Annotated in this window: 17 protein-coding genes; 1 reads left to right on the forward strand and 16 read right to left on the reverse strand. The window is 41.7% G+C overall.

All coding sequences use genetic code 11. From position 1 onward, the window contains the following. Positions 1-515: 515 nt before the first annotated feature. The 7 genes from NL646_RS20435 to dusA all read right to left on the reverse strand — a co-directional run bounded on the left by NL646_RS20435 (position 516) and on the right by dusA (position 7515). The gene (locus NL646_RS20435) at positions 516-1295 is read right to left on the reverse strand and encodes a phosphoadenylyl-sulfate reductase (RefSeq protein WP_005477371.1); all 780 of its coding nucleotides are present in this window, start codon (positions 1293-1295) and stop codon (positions 516-518) included. Further along, complete coding sequence (gene cysI / locus NL646_RS20440) at positions 1288-3024, reverse strand: assimilatory sulfite reductase (NADPH) hemoprotein subunit (RefSeq protein ID WP_253664621.1); 1737 nt, start codon at positions 3022-3024, stop codon at positions 1288-1290. The genes NL646_RS20435 and cysI overlap by 8 nt, the downstream gene beginning before the upstream one ends. Further along, positions 3024-4895 carry an assimilatory sulfite reductase (NADPH) flavoprotein subunit gene (locus tag NL646_RS20445; RefSeq protein WP_253664622.1) on the reverse strand — a complete coding sequence of 624 codons (1872 nt, stop codon included), beginning with the start codon at positions 4893-4895 and terminating at the stop codon, positions 3024-3026. The genes cysI and NL646_RS20445 overlap by 1 nt, the downstream gene beginning before the upstream one ends. Before the next feature lie 117 nt (positions 4896-5012). Further along, positions 5013-5243, reverse strand: coding sequence for a hypothetical protein (locus NL646_RS20450; protein WP_005455817.1), 231 nt, complete (start codon positions 5241-5243; stop codon positions 5013-5015). A gap of 151 nt (positions 5244-5394) precedes the next feature. Next, on the reverse strand, positions 5395-6054 hold the full coding sequence (locus NL646_RS20455) for a TIGR04219 family outer membrane beta-barrel protein (protein WP_005455819.1): 660 nt from the start codon (positions 6052-6054) through the stop codon (positions 5395-5397). Between the two features lie 101 nt (positions 6055-6155). Then, positions 6156-6371: an envelope stress response protein PspG gene (pspG, locus tag NL646_RS20460; RefSeq protein ID WP_005496590.1), complete on the reverse strand. Its 216-nt coding sequence runs from the start codon at positions 6369-6371 to the stop codon at positions 6156-6158. Positions 6372-6534: 163 nt separating this feature from the next. After that, entirely contained in the window at positions 6535-7515 is a 981-nt protein-coding gene (gene dusA / locus NL646_RS20465; protein WP_253664623.1) for a tRNA dihydrouridine(20/20a) synthase DusA, read from the reverse strand. A 160-nt stretch (positions 7516-7675) separates the two neighbouring features. Between dusA and NL646_RS20470 the strand changes: the two genes are divergently transcribed. Continuing rightward, the gene (locus NL646_RS20470; protein ID WP_029789939.1) at positions 7676-8770 is read left to right on the forward strand and encodes a site-specific integrase; all 1095 of its coding nucleotides are present in this window, start codon (positions 7676-7678) and stop codon (positions 8768-8770) included. Between the two features lie 101 nt (positions 8771-8871). Here NL646_RS20470 and NL646_RS20475 read toward each other — a convergent pair whose 3' ends face one another. From NL646_RS20475 to NL646_RS20515, 9 genes are all read right to left on the reverse strand, one after another. Continuing rightward, positions 8872-10590, reverse strand: coding sequence for a DUF2326 domain-containing protein (locus NL646_RS20475; RefSeq protein ID WP_029789940.1), 1719 nt, complete (start codon positions 10588-10590; stop codon positions 8872-8874). After that, positions 10581-10808 (reverse strand): ABC-three component system middle component 6, encoded by a 228-nt coding sequence (locus tag NL646_RS20480; protein ID WP_029789941.1) that lies wholly within the window; start codon positions 10806-10808, stop codon positions 10581-10583. The genes NL646_RS20475 and NL646_RS20480 overlap by 10 nt, the downstream gene beginning before the upstream one ends. After that, positions 10805-11626: an ABC-three component system protein gene (locus NL646_RS20485; RefSeq protein WP_029789942.1), complete on the reverse strand. Its 822-nt coding sequence runs from the start codon at positions 11624-11626 to the stop codon at positions 10805-10807. The genes NL646_RS20480 and NL646_RS20485 overlap by 4 nt, the downstream gene beginning before the upstream one ends. Positions 11627-11668: 42 nt before the next feature. Then, positions 11669-12220 carry a recombinase family protein gene (locus NL646_RS20490; protein ID WP_029789943.1) on the reverse strand — a complete coding sequence of 184 codons (552 nt, stop codon included), beginning with the start codon at positions 12218-12220 and terminating at the stop codon, positions 11669-11671. Between the two features lie 624 nt (positions 12221-12844). Continuing rightward, a complete protein-coding gene (gene traN, locus NL646_RS20495) occupies positions 12845-15625 on the reverse strand; it encodes a conjugal transfer mating pair stabilization protein TraN (protein ID WP_253664624.1) in 2781 nt (926 codons plus the stop codon). A 90-nt stretch (positions 15626-15715) separates the two neighbouring features. Beyond that, positions 15716-16273: a FlhC family transcriptional regulator gene (locus NL646_RS20500; protein WP_001277754.1), complete on the reverse strand. Its 558-nt coding sequence runs from the start codon at positions 16271-16273 to the stop codon at positions 15716-15718. Then, positions 16263-16883, reverse strand: a complete 621-nt coding sequence (locus NL646_RS20505; RefSeq protein ID WP_000128321.1) for a hypothetical protein — start codon at positions 16881-16883, stop codon at positions 16263-16265. The genes NL646_RS20500 and NL646_RS20505 overlap by 11 nt, the downstream gene beginning before the upstream one ends. Positions 16884-17033: 150 nt before the next feature. Continuing rightward, the gene (locus tag NL646_RS20510) at positions 17034-17282 is read right to left on the reverse strand and encodes a hypothetical protein (RefSeq protein ID WP_077672958.1); all 249 of its coding nucleotides are present in this window, start codon (positions 17280-17282) and stop codon (positions 17034-17036) included. 89 nt (positions 17283-17371) lie between these two features. After that, positions 17372-17713: a hypothetical protein gene (locus NL646_RS20515; RefSeq protein ID WP_148534090.1), complete on the reverse strand. Its 342-nt coding sequence runs from the start codon at positions 17711-17713 to the stop codon at positions 17372-17374. Positions 17714-17812 lie beyond the last annotated feature (99 nt).

Below are 17812 nucleotides of genomic sequence, written 5' to 3' on the forward strand. Positions count from 1 at the left end.
GAATCCGAAGATTCAATGGTCACTTCGTTTCATTGAAACCTAATTTGATACCGAAGTATCGAATTGGATTATCATCAACGAGTGCCCACACAGATTGATAGGTCTATATTGTTAAAGAGCTATTCTTCTTTGTGATTCACACCACTTCGGAAGAGGCGGCCATTCTAGCGAGATAATTTATTGTGTCAAACACTTTTTTAAAATTATTTCGTTTTTCTTTTTAGCCTTGCCAACCTTGCTGAAACCCTTGCGAGCCCTTGCCCTGTCGACGAGGTGGCATTATAGAGATCGCGCTCACATTGGCAAGTGTTATTTTGCAAAAATTGCAAAAATAATGATTAAACGACGACTTTTCGCCCAAAGCTTTATTTATCCAACTTTACCCAAAACTATCAAACAACTTATCCACAGAGTTATCCTAAAATGTGTATTTTTAATCCCATTACTTATGCCTATAAATAAAGAAAGCTGCATGATCGCAGCTTTCTTCTATAGATAGATAGATATATCTGTAACTAGATACCTGAACCATCTTGTTCATTACCATCATCTTCATGAAGTCCACATTCACGCTTTAAACCAAAGAAGCGAGTCTCTTCCTCTGACATTCCTGGCTCCCATTTACGTGTCGTATGTGTATCCCCAACAGACAAGTAACCTTCTTCCCAAAGTGGGTGATAGGTAAGACCATGTTGCTCGAGGTAGTAGTGAACATCTTTATTAGTCCAATCGATTACGGGCAGAAACTTAAACACGCCATTTTGAATCGACAGTATCGGTAAACCCGCTCGTGATTTACTTTGCTCTCTACGTAAACCTGAAAACCATGTTCCAACATTAAGTTCTTTCAATGCACGACGCATTGGTTCGACTTTATTTATTTTGTTGTACTTCTCGATCCCCTCAACGCCCTGCTCCCATAATTTGCCATAACGTGCTTCTTGCCATTGAGCACTTTGCTCCGCTCGATAAACTTTTAGATTAAGGTTGAGTTTTTCTGTCAACTCATCAATAAAGCGGTACGTTTCTGCAAACAGATATCCGGTATCCGTAAGAATAATTGGGATATCAGGTTTTTCTTGAGTCACAAGATGAAGCATGACAGCGGCTTGGATACCAAAGCTTGAGGATACCGCAAACTCTCCATCCAGATTTTCCAAAGCCCACTTTACTCGCTCTTGTGCCGACAGCGGTTCAAGTTCGACATTGATTTGCGCAAGACGGAGAATTTGCTCCGTCTTTGTTAATGTCAGTAACTCCGCCAGCTCCGGTTTGGAAGCCACAGAATCAAGCATAGAAGTCCCTCTTTGATACGAACACTTCTTGAATGATGCCTGCACGAATGGTGAAATCGCCAAAGGCTTCGCCTTCCTCACGCTCTTTCGACCATCGAGCCACCAGCAGATCAATCTCTTCTAGGATTTGTTTATCCGTGATGTTCTCTTTATACATTTTAGGTACACGTGTACCAGCACGATTCCCCCCCAAATGTAAGTTGTAACGACCCGGCGCTTTACCTACCAGACCAATTTCAGCCAACATCGCACGGCCACAACCATTTGGGCACCCGGTCACGCGCAGAATGATATTGTCATTTTCTGGCAATCCGTGTTTTTCCAGAATGCCTTCAACATCCGTGACAAACTGAGGGAGGAAGCGTTCAGCTTCTGCCATCGCTAGAGGACAAGTTGGGAATGCCACACACGCCATTGAGTTTTTACGCTGCTCGCTGACATTGTCATCCATTAAGCCATGTTCACGAGCGATCTTTTCAATCTTCGCTTTTTCGCTTTTAGGTACACCCGCAACAATTAGGTTTTGGTTGGCGGTCATACGGAAGTCGCCTTTGTGGATCTTCGCGATTTCAGCGACGCCCGTTTTCAGCGGCTTCTCCGGATAATCCAGCAATCGACCATTCTCGATAAATAACGCCAAGTGGAATTTACCATCGATACCTTCTACCCAACCAATACGGTCACCACGTTCAGTGAACTCATACGGGCAGCTAGCTTCAAACTGAATGCCCGCACGTTTTTCTACTTCTGCTTTAAAGACATCTGTACCGACGCGGTCGAGTGTGTATTTGGTTTTAGCGTTTTTACGGTTTGAACGGTTACCCCAGTCACGCTGAGTTGTTACAACTGCAGCCGCGACATCTAAGGTTTTTTCTAGAGGAATGAAACCAAAGTCATCAGCTCGACGTGGGTAAGTCGACGTATCGCCATGCGTCATCGCCAAACCACCACCCACTAGCACATTAAAGCCAACCAATTTGCCGTTATCGGCAATCGCAACGAAGTTCAAATCATTCGCGTGGACATCCACATCATTTTGTGGAGGAATGACTACGGTTGTTTTGAACTTACGTGGTAAGTAAGTTTTGCCCAGGATCGGCTCATCTTCTTCAGTCGATTCGACTTTTTCTCCGTCTAACCAAATTTCAGCATACGCGCGAGTTTTAGGTAGAAGGTGTTCACTGATCTTCTTCGCCCACTCGTAAGCTTCTTGATGCAATTCAGACTCTACCGGGTTCGTGGTACACAGTACGTTACGGTTAACGTCTCCTGCTGTCGCGATTGAATCAATACCGATGCTGTTTAGCGTTTGGTGCATCAACTTGATGTTTGGTTTTAGTACGCCATGGAACTGAAACGTTTGACGCGTCGTCAGGCGAATACTTCCATATAACGAGTGTTCTGTAGCAAACTTGTCGATCGCCAGCCATTGTGTTGGCGTAATAATACCGCCAGGCATACGAGCACGAAGCATCACGTTATGAAGAGGTTCAAGCTTTTGCTTGGTACGCTCGTTACGGATATCGCGATCGTCTTGCTGATACATACCGTGGAAACGAATAAGTTGGAAGTTATCCGCTGTAAAGCCGCCAGTGATTCGGTCTTGCAAATCTTCGGCGATGGTTCCACGTAATAGATTGCTTTGTTTTTTTAGGCGTTCGTTATCAGATAGTGGCCCTAGCTCTTCGCCTAATACAATCTGCTTGTTATTTTCAGTAGAAAAAGTCATTAGTACACATCCCTCTGATAACGTTTCGCTTTACGTAAATCATTAATAAATTGTTCTGCACCGTCACGCGGCATCTTGCCTTCTTGCTCCGCAACAATGACCAATGCGTCATGTACGTCTTTCGCCATACGAGTCGCATCACCACATACATAGATGTAAGCGCCATCTTGAATCCACTGCCATACTTGCGCGGCGTTTTCTAAAATGCGGTGCTGTACATAAACCTTTTCTACTTGGTCACGACTGAAAGCAACATCTAAGCGGCTTAACACTCCCGACTTAAGGTATTTTTGCCATTCCACTTGGTACAAGAAATCTTGTGTGAACGTGCGATCACCAAAGAACAACCAGTTTTTACCTTCAGCATCGCGGTTTTCACGCTCTTGAATAAAGCTGCGGAATGGCGCAATACCAGTGCCCGGCCCAACCATAATGATCGGTGTATTATCATCTTCTGGCAGTTTAAAGTTATTGTTGTGCTCGACAAATACTTTTACGTCACCGCCTTCTTCTAGACGTTGAGCTAAGAAGCTCGATGCGCCACCGTAACGTTTTTCATCATTGTGGTCATATTCAACCAACCCGACGGTAAGGTGCACTTCTTCATCCACTTCGGCTTGGCTAGAAGCAATAGAGTAAAGACGAGGCGTCAAACGGCGCAATAAACCAACCAACTCATCTGCGGTCAGTTTGGTTTTCTTCTCTGCGAATACATCAACAATTTGAGTGTTGGCTGAGTACTCACGAAGCTTGTCTTTATCTTCCACCAGTTTTTGTAGTTTCTTGCTACCAGATAACTCGGCAAACTTAGCCACTAGCTGCGGGTTAGATGTCGTGATCTCGAACTTACTTACTAAAGCACTGTGAATCGATAAGCTTTCGCCATCAACGTCAACTGTTTCAACACCAGACAAGCCAACTTTACCTAGAATGTCATTAGCAAGCTCAGAGCTGTTTTCGTACCACACACCCAAAGCATCACCTGGTTGGTATGTCAGACCCGAACCATCTAGATCGATTTCGATATGGCGAACATCTTTACCCGAGTCTCGACCCGTGATCTTTTGGCTGGTGAGTAACGTCGCTGTGTATGGATTTTGTTTGTTGTACTGAGAATGTGAAGCTGCCGCTTGCCCTACAGGAAGTTGAACAATTTCCGCTTCATTGCCAGAAGATAGTGTCTCTTTAACTTTACCTAGCGCATTCTTGCGCCATTCTTCCGCTGCCGCTTCGTAATCCACATCGCAGTCAATACGGTCAATAAAAGACGTCGCGCCCAGTTTTGCTAAGTACGTGTCAAAGTCTTTACCAGTTTGGCAGAAGAACTCATAACTAGAATCACCCAATGCAATCACACCATATTGAAGGTTTGATAGCTTAGGCGCTTTCTTAGATTGTAAGAACTCGTGCAACTCAATGGCATTGTCTGGCGCTTCACCTTCACCGTTGGTAGAAGCAACAATGATGACGTGCGTTTCTTTGGCTAAGTTTTTGCCTTTGTAGTCGCTTGCATCAAACAACTCTACTGCAATTCCTTCTGCTTTTGCTTCTTGTTCCAACGCTTCGGCAACACCTTTTGCGTTACCGGTTTGAGAAGCAAAAATGATGGTCAACTTACCGGCAGGCTTTGCTGATACTGCGGCAGCTGCTTGGGCGATTGGTGTTGCCGCCGCACTTGGTTGATGTTGAGCTAAACCCCAAAAGTACCCACTGACCCAAGCAAGTTGCTGCGAAGACAACTCAGAGACAGTTTGTTGGAGTGAATTAAATTGTTGGTCATTCAGAGGGCTTGCGATCGGAGGATTTCCGCCTTGCCCATTATTATCTTCAGACACATTCTTGTGAGAATACTCATTCTTTTGAAAAGACATTATCACGACATCCCTATTCATTGCGTGACGATAGAGTACCCACTCTCCTTAATAACAAGAAAGAATAGAAGTGAATGTTTTATAACTTTTTGGAAGTAAGAACGGCTTACTTTTTGCTCAGCGATCTTCGATGCGGACTTGTTGAAAGCCCACCGCCATGGCTGATTTTGAGGCGGCATCTAAATCTTCATACAAACATTCTTCACCGTGACTGTCGGTCAGAAACACGAAACCACCTCGCGCATGCCTAAACTCAACAACCCATCCACCTTCTTGGATTGCTGGCTCAATAATGGCTTCAACAAGCTGGTTTTCACGAAATAGATGTCTTAGTTCATTTATTGTCATCGCTATCCCTGCTCTAACTTTCCCATTGCTCCTAAATAAGCATGGTCTACCTGAACAAAATAGGGAGAGAAATTCGAATAGATATAATGAAGTGGTATAAAAAAACGCCACTTATATCGTGGCGTTTTTAAAACTGAAGAAAGGAATCGAATTAAAATGAGTATTCCGCGCTAACAAAGAAGCCATTTGCGAAGATAAACTCTTTACCTAAGCTTGAAAGAAACACTTCCGACTCTAAATCGATCACGCGGTATCCACCACGAAAAGCCAACTGAGCGTCTTGTAGTGGCACATGGTATTGAATGCCAGCCATTAAGTCCGTGCTCTTGATGCCTTTGTTGTCACCAAAGTTCATCTCACCAATCACATCAAAGTTCGTATTAGGCACTTGGATCTCTGCGTAGCCGTACCAAGCCCAGATAAGCTCATCAAACTCTTCAGTACGCTTATTTGTACCAGCATCAATGTATTTCGTATCGCTTAGATTGCTGAATGTAACACCCGCATCAAAATGCAATAGATCATGGTCTAGCACTTGGTAGTACATGGTTAAATCGAGTTTATCAAAGCCCATGTAATCGGCATCAACACTTGAGTAACGTAGACGTGCATTCGGTACGTATTTCACATCGTGCTCAATGGCAGCGTAAAAAGTACCCGTTGTACTGCTATCTCTTCTTACTTCATTAACTTTTGTATCTGCACCCCATACTTCTGCCCCCACTTTTGCGGAAAAAGAAGATTCTGCGAATGTAGGAAGAGATGCGGCTAATGATAATGCTGTTAAAGCGATGGTCGCTTTATTTGTCATGGAATGTGTACTCCGAGATAGCTGATATTCAACAATGAGGGCGTGAGGGGAAATATACCATACTCTCACGCCTCGCTATCAACTAAATCGTCTATACCCAACTATTTATAACGCGGTTGGGCAACGAAGTTTTTAAAGAACCAAATACCCAATGCGATGACTATCAGCCATGGCAATAGTTTGAGTACCGCGCCGATCATGCCAAGTAAAAACATCACAACCAACGCAATACCTGTTGCTGCGAACACTGTCATCATCGTGATGCCTGTTACTAATAAGGTCGCGGCAAATACTAAAATAAAGATCAGCTCCAACATAATCACTTCTCCATTTGTTTTAAACGACTAGAGCAGTTTCCATACCAACTTATCCAAAACAAATTAAGGTTATGATTTTTAAATAAAAATAAAGCCAGAGGCATTTCTGCGCTCTGGCTTCGCTGTCCGTAAGTTGGTATTTTTAGCCAACCACTGGTGAATTTTACACATTCAGCTCTTTTGGAATCTTCGCTAACGCATCCTGCAGCACTTCTAGGCCAGAACCTGGCTTGTGCGCATTTTCACTGATGTGACGACGCCATTGGCGAGCACCCGGCATATTTTGGAACAAACCCAACATATGACGCGTGATATGACCAAGATACGCACCTTTCGCAAGCTGCGCTTCAATGTATGGGTACATCTCTTCAACAATTTCACTGCGCTTCTTCACTGGGGCATTAGAACCAAATAGTTCTTGATCTACCGAGGCAAGCAAGTAAGGGCTTTGGTAAGCTTCACGGCCAATCATCACACCATCTAGGTGCTGGAGGTGCACTTTTGCTTCTTCCAGAGATTTCACACCTCCATTAATAGCAATAGTTAAGTGAGAAAAATCTTGCTTCAATTGGTAAGCACGTGGGTAGTCCAGCGGCGGAATCTCGCGGTTTTCTTTCGGGCTCAGACCACTTAGCCACGCTTTACGCGCGTGAATAGTGAACTGCTCACAGCCGCCTTTCTCAGAGACGATCGATACGAAGTCCGTTAGGAACTCATAAGAATCTTGATCGTCAATACCGATACGTGTTTTAACCGTAACAGGAACATCAATCACCTCTTTCATTGCAGCGACACACTCCGCGACCAATTGCGGCTCCGCCATCAGGCAAGCACCAAAGCGACCGTTTTGCACACGATCAGATGGACAACCCACATTTAGGTTGATCTCATCGTAGCCACGTTCTTGCGCCAACTTGGCACACTTGGCCAAATCTTCTGGGTTTGAACCACCTAACTGAAGGGCTAACGGATGCTCCTCTTCGTTGTAAGCGAGGAAATCTCCTTTTCCATGAATGATCGCACCTGTCGTCACCATTTCAGTGTACAGCAGGGTTTCTTTGGTCATTAAGCGATGGAAGTAGCGACAATGACGATCGGTCCAATCTAACATGGGTGCCACGCTAAATCTTCCACTCTTTGACACGTCAATATTACTAGACAAGTCCATATTTTGCAAAGAATTATCTATTTTCTGTTCTCGGTTCATTTTCAATTATTCTCAATCATTTTTCGCTATTGCGTGCCCCATATGTATCCCAGTATCATATGGGGCACGCATTCGAACAACTATCAAGGAACCATAGATGGCCAGCTTTACATTGGAGAAACGTAAAACCAGCAAAGGGGTGCTGCGATATAGATGTGTTGTTCGATTAAAAAAAGGTAATGACGTAGTATATCGTGAATCTCGTACTTTCGGGAAAAAAGCCGATGCAAAAGTATGGGGCACGGCGCTTGTATCCAAACTCGAAACACACGGCCTACCTGGTAAAAGCCCGGAAGTTACTCTTAGAGAGCTGATCATCATGTACTTAAATGAACCTCACATTGCGAAAAGCATAGGTCGTTCAAAACGTTATGGCCTCAACATGCTAGTCGATACAGAATTAGCGAAAATACAAGCGAACAAGTTGACCGTAGCCAACCTTGTTCAGCACTGTAAAGATCGTAATGATGCGGGAACAAGCCCTCAAACAGTGTCCGGTGATATTTCATATCTTCGCAGTGTTCTTAGAGCTGCAAAGCCAATTTTTGGTATAGATATTAACGATTCTGTCGTACAGGAAGCTTACTATACTCTTTATCAACACAATCTAATTGCTAAATCAAACCGAAGAAGCCGACGCCCTGAAACGTCAGAGCTGAACAGAATCAAGGTAGAACTTCGGAGAAGACAAGAACATCGTGCTGCTCATATCCCGTTTTTAGATATTCTGGATTTTTCTATTTTGAGCTGTATGCGGATTGGTGAAGTATGCAAAATTCTATGGGAAGACGTAGACGAAGGAACTAGAGCTGTTAAGGTACGAGATCGTAAAGACCCTCGTAAAAAAGAAGGGAATCATATGTGGGTTCCACTTTTAGGAGAAGCCTGGGAAATCCTGAATAGACAACCTAAGACCTGCGACCGTATCTTCCCCTACAACAGCAAAAGTGTTTCCGCTGGCTTTCAACGTGTAAGAAGCTCACTAGGGATCAAAGACCTTAGATACCATGATCTTAGGAGAGAAGGAGCAAGCCGTTTATTTGAACAAGGCTTTTCAATTGAAGAAGTAGCTCAAGTAACTGGTCATAGAAATCTAAACACCCTTTGGCAAATTTACACTGAGCTTTTCCCAAATCGCGTACATGAGAAATTTAATCTGCTTAAGAGGCAAAATGAAATTGAAAGGTCATAATTTATTTATCTTATTTATTGCCACCAAAGATAATTGTAGATTTAGCTGATAATGATGACACTTGAAACGTTAAAGTGTCATCATATCTACGCTTTTTTAATTCAAATCTTAAATAATTTATCATCTTGAGACAATGATAGAGCCTGATACTCAGGTTTATCTATAGCAACAGGGAGCTTATCTCTCAATATCGGGACAATGAACTGGCAATTAGAATTGATTACTTCTTGTACAAGCCCCTCGATTTGATTATCGTCAACGACTTCCATTTGATCATGCATTATAAAATGAAGGCAATCAATTCCAATTGATTCAGCAAACTTCACATAAGCAATATCAAAAGCGGCAATCTCGCCTTTTTTCTTACCTGTACCAGTCTGCCCATCTAGTGAGTCAATATATAGCTTATAGAAATGCTGATCTGTATTTTTCTTTTGTTCAAAAGTTGCACTCAATGCAAACTTTTCACCATACAGGTTGTTTGATATCTCAGAGAAGAATTGGTTAAACTTAGAAACTCTTTCTTGTACTAAGTCGTCTAATGCGTAAATAGATTTATCTATATCAGAAAGTTTTTTATCAATACCCTCCAACGTTTCTCTCGAAGATACGAGTTGCTCAAGCTTCTCTTCTAATCGACCTTTTTGCTCATATTTAGAATTTAACTGTGAAATTATTTCTTGTAAATCATCAATTGCATCTGATTTATTAAGGTTATCTACCAGCTGTTTTTCTTTAACCAAACTATCTTGAATATCTGAGTTTAGCTTCGATAACTGAGCATCTATATTTGGAATCTCACCAGAAACAAAGTGTATTTTCTCCTCAATCATTTTATTGTGGAATGCTACAGTCTCACTATAAGTTTTTTTCAATTCAGGAAGAAGCAAATTAGCTTGCTCATATAATTCTGACAAAAGCGAAGTCTGAGTACTTGCTAAGTTATTCATTAGCTCTGTACAGCTTTCCTCGATCAGATCTTTTCTTAGTTCAAGTTGACTTTGCTTTGAATAAAATGAATTTAAGTTAGCCCTTGTTTCATTTAAAAGCTCCAAGTCAGATTCATACTCATCGTTAATGTTGAAGCTATTCTTCTTTATTTCTAAATTATCAATGTCACGCTGAATGATAGTGAGAAATTGCTTTAATTTAGATTCACTATTTTCGTTAAATAGACGAGTATACAGCTTATCTTCAATACTTCTCTCTTCAAGAAGTAATCTTTTCTTCTCTGCGTCAGGGTAATCAATGCCTAACCAAAAAAGATATAACGCTTCGTACTCTTCTAACTTACCAAAGTTACCAAGTACCCTAACCGTATTTTCTAATCGCTCTGCCTCATCTCTTATATTTTTCGCTTTTAGTTGTTTAAAAGTTGGTTTTTTTTCTTCATAAGAGAAAATTTTCTTTTTGAGCTCCATATCTAAATTTTTTGACAGAACAGGCTTACCATCAACTTCCAGGATTCTTTTTGAACCTGAGAGAAAATTTCTACAGATCTCGACTTGCTTAGATAACGGATCCTCTAAGTTTTCTTGCAGCCTAAGTGTCAGTTTAACATTTTTATCATGAAGGAAGCTTTTAACTGTTTCATTTATGTTATTTTTAAACTCCTTACTCTGATAAATATTTTTTTCATTTCCACCTAAACAATAGTTTATAAGACGAATAACTGTGGTTTTTCCTATGTTATTACCCGTATTTACCGCACTACTATTTGATGCTTTAGTTTCATCAACAATAAAGTTCATCCCTTTATGGAAAGGGATGTTTCGGATGATGTGTGTATCACACTCTATTAGTAAGGACTTTAAGAACATAGTTTAATCCAGCCATCCTCAGATTTGATTGCTCCTAACAAGTACAACCAGTCCAATGTTAATATAAATAGCATAACAGAAATATCTTCTTCTTCTTTCAGCTCTTGGTAAGCTTCAAAAAAGTCCGAATTGCCACCATGTTTTTTCAATATACCAAGGGTCTTTGCCCCGAGATAATAGAGCTGCCTTTGTGGATGCTTATTTGGATTAATAATCACGTTATGGGTTCCTCCAGTATCTTACAACGGAGAAAACCATCAACCACAAGAATTGACACCGCAAACTCAACATCTTCATATGCAACCGACAAATCGTTGTTCGCGCTATCATCGATTATCTCATGCAAGTTTCTTCTCACTGTATCAATCAGTTGATCTGCATGTTTTCTAATATTTTCCAGAGATTGATCTATTCCCAAAACCTCTCCCTTAGCATTTAGGTACACGTGTTTTATAGCACGTAAAACCCCTTCTTTTTTAGCACTTCCAGCTTTTTCAAACTCACCATATAACGCATTAATTTTACCTTGATAAATTTTATACTCTGTCATCAAAGGTTGATTTGTAACAACATGGTTATGTTTGATTTTATCTTCGATTGAAAAGCCATTTTTTACGGGCGTATCCTCTATACCATCAATATCAACACTGACAATTTTGTTTATTACATCTGTTAGTAAAGATGGTCGCTTATTCAGAGGGCGCTTACTTGATGTTCGCCTTTCCATATCTTGTTCGTGCGACTTTTTCATACTCTTCAAAATTGGTACAGTATACTTGTTGACATCATCAGTTATATCGTGATGGCGAACGCATAGAAGTATTAAGTTATCGTAATCTGCCCGCTGCTCATCCGTCATATCCTTGTTCCAACGCTCCCCTCCCTCATTGGCCGCTTCGATATGGCATATGTTCGAGTTTTTGGCAGAAAACTCATCGCTCATGATTTCCTCACAACCAGGAAAAGAACAACGATTACAAGCAAGCCCGAATAGTCGTTTCAATGTTTTATCTGTATAACTTCTAGGCCCTGCCATCTTTTATGTCCTTGCTTTCTACCATTGCGAAATTAATCATTCTTAAGCTCTAGATAATGCTTTGTTCAGTGTTGGCCTACTTACACTAAAGTGACGTGCCACTTCAGTCTTAGTTACTTCGGGATCTAGCAGCATAGCTTTAGCTTTTCTAATGTCAGAAGGTGATAGCTTTTCCTTTCTTCCACCTTTTCTACCTCTAGCTCTAGCGGCTGCCAATCCTGCTTTTGTTCTCTCAGATATGAGTTTTCGTTCGAACTGAGCAATAGAACCTATCATATGGAAGGCTAGCTCACCTACCGCTGTGGTTGTATCAATGCTTTCATTCAAACTTACGAACTGGACATGTTTAGCTTTAAAACTATCTAAAAGCTCAATCAAGTCCTTTAAGCTTCGTCCTAAACGATCTAAACGTTGCACGACCACCACATCCCCCTCTCTAAGTGAATCGCACATACGTTCTAACTCCGGACGTTTCTTCGATTTGCCACTGAGCTTTTCTCGATAAACTCTTTCACAACCAACAGCGACAAGTTCGTCTACTTGAGGGGTTTCTGACTGTTCGTCAGAACTAACACGAGCATAACCAATTTTCATATGCAACTTGAAACAATCGTAGGTATATTTTACATAGATTTATTTACAGATTATTTTACACAAAAATGCAATCTATTGGCATGAAAATCTCGACCACCGCCACGTAAAATAAACGCTCGTTTGTTTTGCAAGTCAGCATTGTTGACTCAAATGAATCAGCGAACGGTACAGTTACTCCAAGGAGTTGGTGTACCGTTTTGTCGCGAATCGGTACAGTTTCACCAAACTAGGTGTAAGTCCAAATATCTCGAAGTTGCTTAAGCTACAAGGGGTAGTATGAATTCCAGCCACAAGTAAATGCTGAAAACTGTACCAGCCAGACGGTACAGTTAAAAACGGTACACTCGATACTTGCCCCTAATTAACTATAAGCAACTGAACTTATTAACTTACCGCTTGAAAAGGTATCGAGTAGGGTTGCCGAAAACAACACGATACCTAACTCTAGAGATCATTTAGAAACATCCCGTTTCGGCTTACGTTGGTAGTGCCCTGCGTACCAAAACACCCCTCCGACACTGGCGATCGTGGCGATAAGACCAATCAACCAAATCCATAATTCCATAGTTCCCCCTTTGCCTGCACTAGTCATTTCAGAGTAACACAGACGCATATCTATAATTGTTAGTTCCCAGCTCCTTTGTCCAGTAAGATTGAATCCGCTGCATCCTTACGAACCTTTTCCAGATCAACTCCCTCCAGGCGAGCATGAACTCTATCCTCAGCATTCAAACGAGTGCCATCGGTATTAAAAATACTCCCAGCACCAGTTAAGCCATCAAGGTCAATCGCAGATGACTCTGGAAACTTACCATTCGCCTGTAACAATCCTAACCATTCATCGAGGTTTACTTGCTCCCAGTCAACCTCAGCCAAACGGTTCAAAGGAATGCCGTCACATTGAGGTGCCTTCGCAGACCCCCAACTCAGCCCCAACTGCGGTCTGATTTGTTGCTGGATAATTTTTGATAATGGCGAACTGAAACAACAGTAAGTTTGACGCTTCTCGATACAAGCACCAAGCACTTTTGTTTTGCAATATGACCCAACCTGATGGCAACTATTCAAAGCTCTTTTTGCATTAAGCTCAAATTCTTCTTCTTCACATTTCCACACAATCTGAATGATCATCATTGCCACGACGTAAGCGGTATATGCGGCCATAATGCCGCTGAGCATACTCGCCGCTTGTTCTCCGACTATTTGTTCCATCATCCCCTCGGGTGCATCAACAGCAACACCTGTGCTCCCCGTAGCAGATGCATTACCAAGAGCCTTACCTGTAATTTTGGCGATTTCATCCTTTAACGCTTGGATAGCCTCTTTAGCTAAGTCGGTTATTGGCTTAGTAAAGTTATCAATAGCACCTGTAATATTTTCCATATAAGACGTGAAAGGTTTCGTTATCTCTGTCCACCCACTTATAGCAGGATCACGGATAGCCTGATATGCACCTTTTATTGCACTGCCATCTTGAAGAGAAAGAATTGCACCGTCCAGTTTCGGCACTGACATGATAAGTGTGAGATAATCCCCCATCGATAAGCCGCTAGGCTTTTCACAACAATCCTGAGCGCCGCCAACCGCTACCTTACACTCGCCTTGATCACCGCTAAACGCTTTACAATATGTGTTGTTCTCTCCTGTAATATCTTCACAGCTCATATCCTGAGTCATGAACTGTGCCGCATTTAACAATGCAGAAGCTCTTGCAAAATCAGCACTCTGAGTTTTGTTTATATCAAGGCAATCATCCCCCATACATCGGATTGGCCCACCACATGAATACTCGGTTTCTTTTTCTAAGCTAGGTACTTCTACATCGTAACCACAATCATATTTCTCTTCATGTACATAACAGTTACCTTGTGAGCCTCTCGCTCCATCAACACACTCTGAGCTAATGAAACCACATTGGGGGTTATCTTCATATTTTTTACACTGCTCAATATCTTGGTAATTTTCCAGACATTGCTCGTTGCCATCTTTATCGAACCAACAAGTTCCTTGCCCCTGGTTAAATGAACATTCTAATTGTGAGACATCTACTCGTGCAGCTAACTTCGGTACATTGGGCAAAGGCGGTTCACCAAGTAAATTATAAACAGGATCGCCTTTACATACTTGGAAGCCAGAAAGCATTACGCACGTATCATCATTAGATGGTGAAGCACTATAAGAACCCGTACAGAACTCCTCTAATGAAGCAATCCCATTCTCAATGCAACTTTGAGGCGTCCATCTATCGGAGACAACGGTAAGATTCTGCGCAAACTTTAAGAGTAAAGGCCCTGAGAAGTAATCAGCTAATGGTGTACCAATGCTCTTTACTTCCCCACTGTTGTGAAAAGAAAAAAGCTCTACTTGATTTGAAGCTAGTGCAGAGATTGCTGCTGACTTATTTCCAGCGGAATCATCGTTCCCCACTAACACAAGAACCTTTCGAATATCCCCTCCACGCCATTGGTAATGATTCGCAGCCCATGTAATAGCATCAAATGGGTAAGTAGGTGCGCTAGCTGCATTCACGCCATCTAGCCAAGTTTTAAAAGCGTTAAAATCCGGAGTCAATTCCACACGATTAAAGATATAATCACTGTGCCTGTAAACAGCACCTCCAAGCCTTAAATCATCACTACCATCTTGTGTTAGCAATTGAGCAAAAGCCCCTACGTTGTTCCTTAAATCGTGAATGACCCCACCCATTGAACCCGAATTATCAATAAGAAAGACAATATCAGCTGGCTCTGCGGCAATCTCTATCGTATGAGTGATAGCACAGTTACCTTTAGGCTTATACAGTCGGTCACATGAATAATAATCAGGCACATGTGACTTAATGGTTTTATCTTTGATAATGGTTTCAGCCGAACAATCCCCAAACCCCTCGGCTATTATGTCGATATTGTCGTAGGTCTCTCGGCTAAGATTCATCAACGGATCATTGCTGAAATCGGGCTTGGACTGGTTCGTGGCATCGAGGAGAACCTTATAAGCAGCTCCAGAAACCGAAGGGTTATCGCTGTTAGCATCATGCCACAGGGAGCTTTTAGTGTTGCTCCCTACATCATCCATCCCATCACTGGAGTCCCAGATATTTTTCAGGACGTCCACATTAGGTTGTGTACCGTCTGCAAAATAGTCACTTAACGGATCATCGTTCTGGCCTGATGTGCCAGGGAAAAGATCATTCACATTGATGGCTTCACCGCCGCTAAAGTGAACATTGCCAGCCTCATATGAGGGCTGCTCAAACTCTGCGGCCATTTCAAGACCAAAATTTTGAGCTTCTCGACCAGTCTTAGCAGGATTTGTTGGTTGATTTGTATATCCGTGGGTTGGCAACAGTGACATTGTGACAATAAGCACACACGAGATAAACCTTGATGTGGGGTGATGAACCATAGACGATACCTCCGTTTTCAATGGTTCATGCTATTTCAGTATTTAAAATTCTTACGCACCTGTAATTGCCCATTTGGGGTGTATTTGGCATCAAACTGTCGTAATCGTTGCTTCTTTTTTTGTGCTACTAGCTTGTGGTGAGCTTAAGCAGAAAGGGCAATTCACAGATGTTCGTTGATTCACTGATGTAAAGTAATTGCACTTACAGCTAGGACATGTCTCTATCATCGCTTCACCAGACCGCAGCTCTTGGGCTAAACACCATGCGTCTGTAATATCTAGCATCTGCCAGCGCGCTCCATGCATACCAAGCGTTTCACTTCTGACTGCGCTGTAAAGTTTATACGCAGAATGAAGAGTATTGATGTTGATAGATCGCAATGCTGCTTTTCCTGTGATATTAAAATAGAGCTGCATTAGCAGTGATGCTTCTATCTTTGAGGTGTGACTATGGATAATTGTTGCACCACCACGAACTTTGTGGCTCTTCCTACGGATCGTAAGTCCTTCATCTTTGAGTTCTTTGTATAATCTGCGAATCTGCTTATAAGTGAGCCCGGTTTCGATCATGATAATTTGGCTTATGTAGCCTATGAGTGCCATATTCCTAGCTATGCCCCATCGTGACAAGTTACTGTTACAGCTCATATCTGCCTCCAGTGCTTAAAGATTGTTGATGTTTTTTTAAGATGAGATGAGTAACGTGGCATTCGTCACTCTCCAGAATTTCTTTCACCAGTTCGGGAGAGAAACGGATTACAAATGGCATATCCTTGTCACAGGCTAAGCTACGAAGCTGGTTGTCGGTGGCTGCGGCCACCGATTTGGTTAGGGATGTAGTTACATCAAATATCTGGGCTGCTATGTCCGTATTGTCATGTGCTATTCGGCCCATGAGCAGCCAATAGGCGGAGCTGAGCCCAGCATCCTGATTATTTATAAGACTGACGTGATCATAGTGACCTTCTAGGTACTCGATGTAGTCCTTTTCACAACCAGAGAGTTTGAAGGAGATTATGGCACCAGATGACAACAGTTTGAGTTGACTTTCGCTTGCCGAAGCCAAAGCGGCCACAGTATCCAATGGAAGAGAAAATTGCTCGGAGACTTCTTTCGGATAAAGGCTGGACAGGCTTTTCAAAAGCGTCCATAGGCACAGATCAAATTCAAATACGTTTTCATTAAATCGGGCTACACCAAAACTCTTTTGAGCATGATCTATCATTTTCGGAATCAAGGAGCTGCTATTACATGTCATTGAAACGCTCTCCTCTATCAGTTTTTTCTGACTAAGCTAGGACGAGCAATAAACAGTGCTGTAACAACGGCCGGAAACGCTAGTGCATATAACCATTGCTTTGTCTCAATACCGCTGAATGTTACAGTTGCTGCTACACCCAGCGTATAGCTAACTCCTACCCAATAAATTAACCTCTTCATTATTTTCATCCTTTAGTAATACGACAAATTTTTCACACCCTAGCTGTTCCAAATATTTTTTAGCTGTCTCAATTTTCAATTCGCGCCTACCTCCTCTTTTTGAAATAAGAATCTCAGCGTTAACTTCAATCTGAAAATAGTTTTTTCTGACTTCCCTCAGAATTACAATTTCAACTTTGTTCTGACGGAACATTTTTAATAAATCAACATGTTTCATAAATAACCTAGATATAAATTTATACTTTCCCGTTTGAGGGTCAAGTGGGAGATCAAAAAACACACATGATATTTTTTTATGAAATCATTTTATGGTCTTTTAATTTTATAGTCCGACCATATTTTGTCTCTTAAAACTAAGCATTCTTCATTCTCTTTCACTATGATGAGAAATAATTTCTCATACTCCTTTGAATACAAGAGAAAAGGATTCCGTCTTTGTCCAGCGATGATAGTCGCCCGAACATGTATCATCGACAATATAGACTCTGTTTTTTCCAACATAAGCTCTAGGGCTTTCCCGCTTACCACAATCACTTTTCCCTCATATTCAAGCGATACTCTTCCTACAAGCCAGGGACCTCTCCCCCTGATAATTTGTATTTTAAGTTCTTCAAGTAAATAACCTAAATCTCTATTTTTATTTATCATCTAAATTCCTCCACTCGCATTGACAAAAATAAATTCCATGTTAAATGTCAATTAGGGACATCTAAATTAATAGAGGATCAGTAATGTTCAGAGAAACAA

It is taken from the genome of Vibrio sp. Y20_XG_PY13, assembly GCF_024181925.1.
GTDB classification, from domain to species: domain Bacteria; phylum Pseudomonadota; class Gammaproteobacteria; order Enterobacterales; family Vibrionaceae; genus Vibrio; species Vibrio parahaemolyticus.

Bases quoted from the DNA above. Each gene is read 5' to 3' on its own strand.
- NL646_RS20435 (WP_005477371.1), bottom strand. From the start codon at position 1,295: ATGCTTGATTCTGTGGCTTCCAAACCGGAGCTGGCGGAGTTACTGACA.
- cysI (WP_253664621.1), bottom strand. From the start codon at position 3,024: ATGACTTTTTCTACTGAAAATAACAAGCAGATTGTATTAGGCGAAGAG.
- NL646_RS20445 (WP_253664622.1), bottom strand. From the start codon at position 4,895: ATGTCTTTTCAAAAGAATGAGTATTCTCACAAGAATGTGTCTGAAGAT.
- NL646_RS20450 (WP_005455817.1), bottom strand. From the start codon at position 5,243: ATGACAATAAATGAACTAAGACATCTATTTCGTGAAAACCAGCTTGTT.
- NL646_RS20455 (WP_005455819.1), bottom strand. From the start codon at position 6,054: ATGACAAATAAAGCGACCATCGCTTTAACAGCATTATCATTAGCCGCA.
- pspG (WP_005496590.1), bottom strand. From the start codon at position 6,371: ATGTTGGAGCTGATCTTTATTTTAGTATTTGCCGCGACCTTATTAGTA.
- NL646_RS20470 (WP_029789939.1), top strand. From the start codon at position 7,676: ATGGCCAGCTTTACATTGGAGAAACGTAAAACCAGCAAAGGGGTGCTG.
- NL646_RS20475 (WP_029789940.1), bottom strand. From the start codon at position 10,590: ATGTTCTTAAAGTCCTTACTAATAGAGTGTGATACACACATCATCCGA.
- NL646_RS20485 (WP_029789942.1), bottom strand. From the start codon at position 11,626: ATGGCAGGGCCTAGAAGTTATACAGATAAAACATTGAAACGACTATTC.
- NL646_RS20490 (WP_029789943.1), bottom strand. From the start codon at position 12,220: ATGAAAATTGGTTATGCTCGTGTTAGTTCTGACGAACAGTCAGAAACC.
- traN (WP_253664624.1), bottom strand. From the start codon at position 15,625: ATGGTTCATCACCCCACATCAAGGTTTATCTCGTGTGTGCTTATTGTC.
- NL646_RS20500 (WP_001277754.1), bottom strand. From the start codon at position 16,273: ATGAGCTGTAACAGTAACTTGTCACGATGGGGCATAGCTAGGAATATG.
- NL646_RS20505 (WP_000128321.1), bottom strand. From the start codon at position 16,883: ATGACATGTAATAGCAGCTCCTTGATTCCGAAAATGATAGATCATGCT.
- NL646_RS20510 (WP_077672958.1), bottom strand. From the start codon at position 17,282: ATGAAACATGTTGATTTATTAAAAATGTTCCGTCAGAACAAAGTTGAA.
- NL646_RS20515 (WP_148534090.1), bottom strand. From the start codon at position 17,713: ATGATAAATAAAAATAGAGATTTAGGTTATTTACTTGAAGAACTTAAA.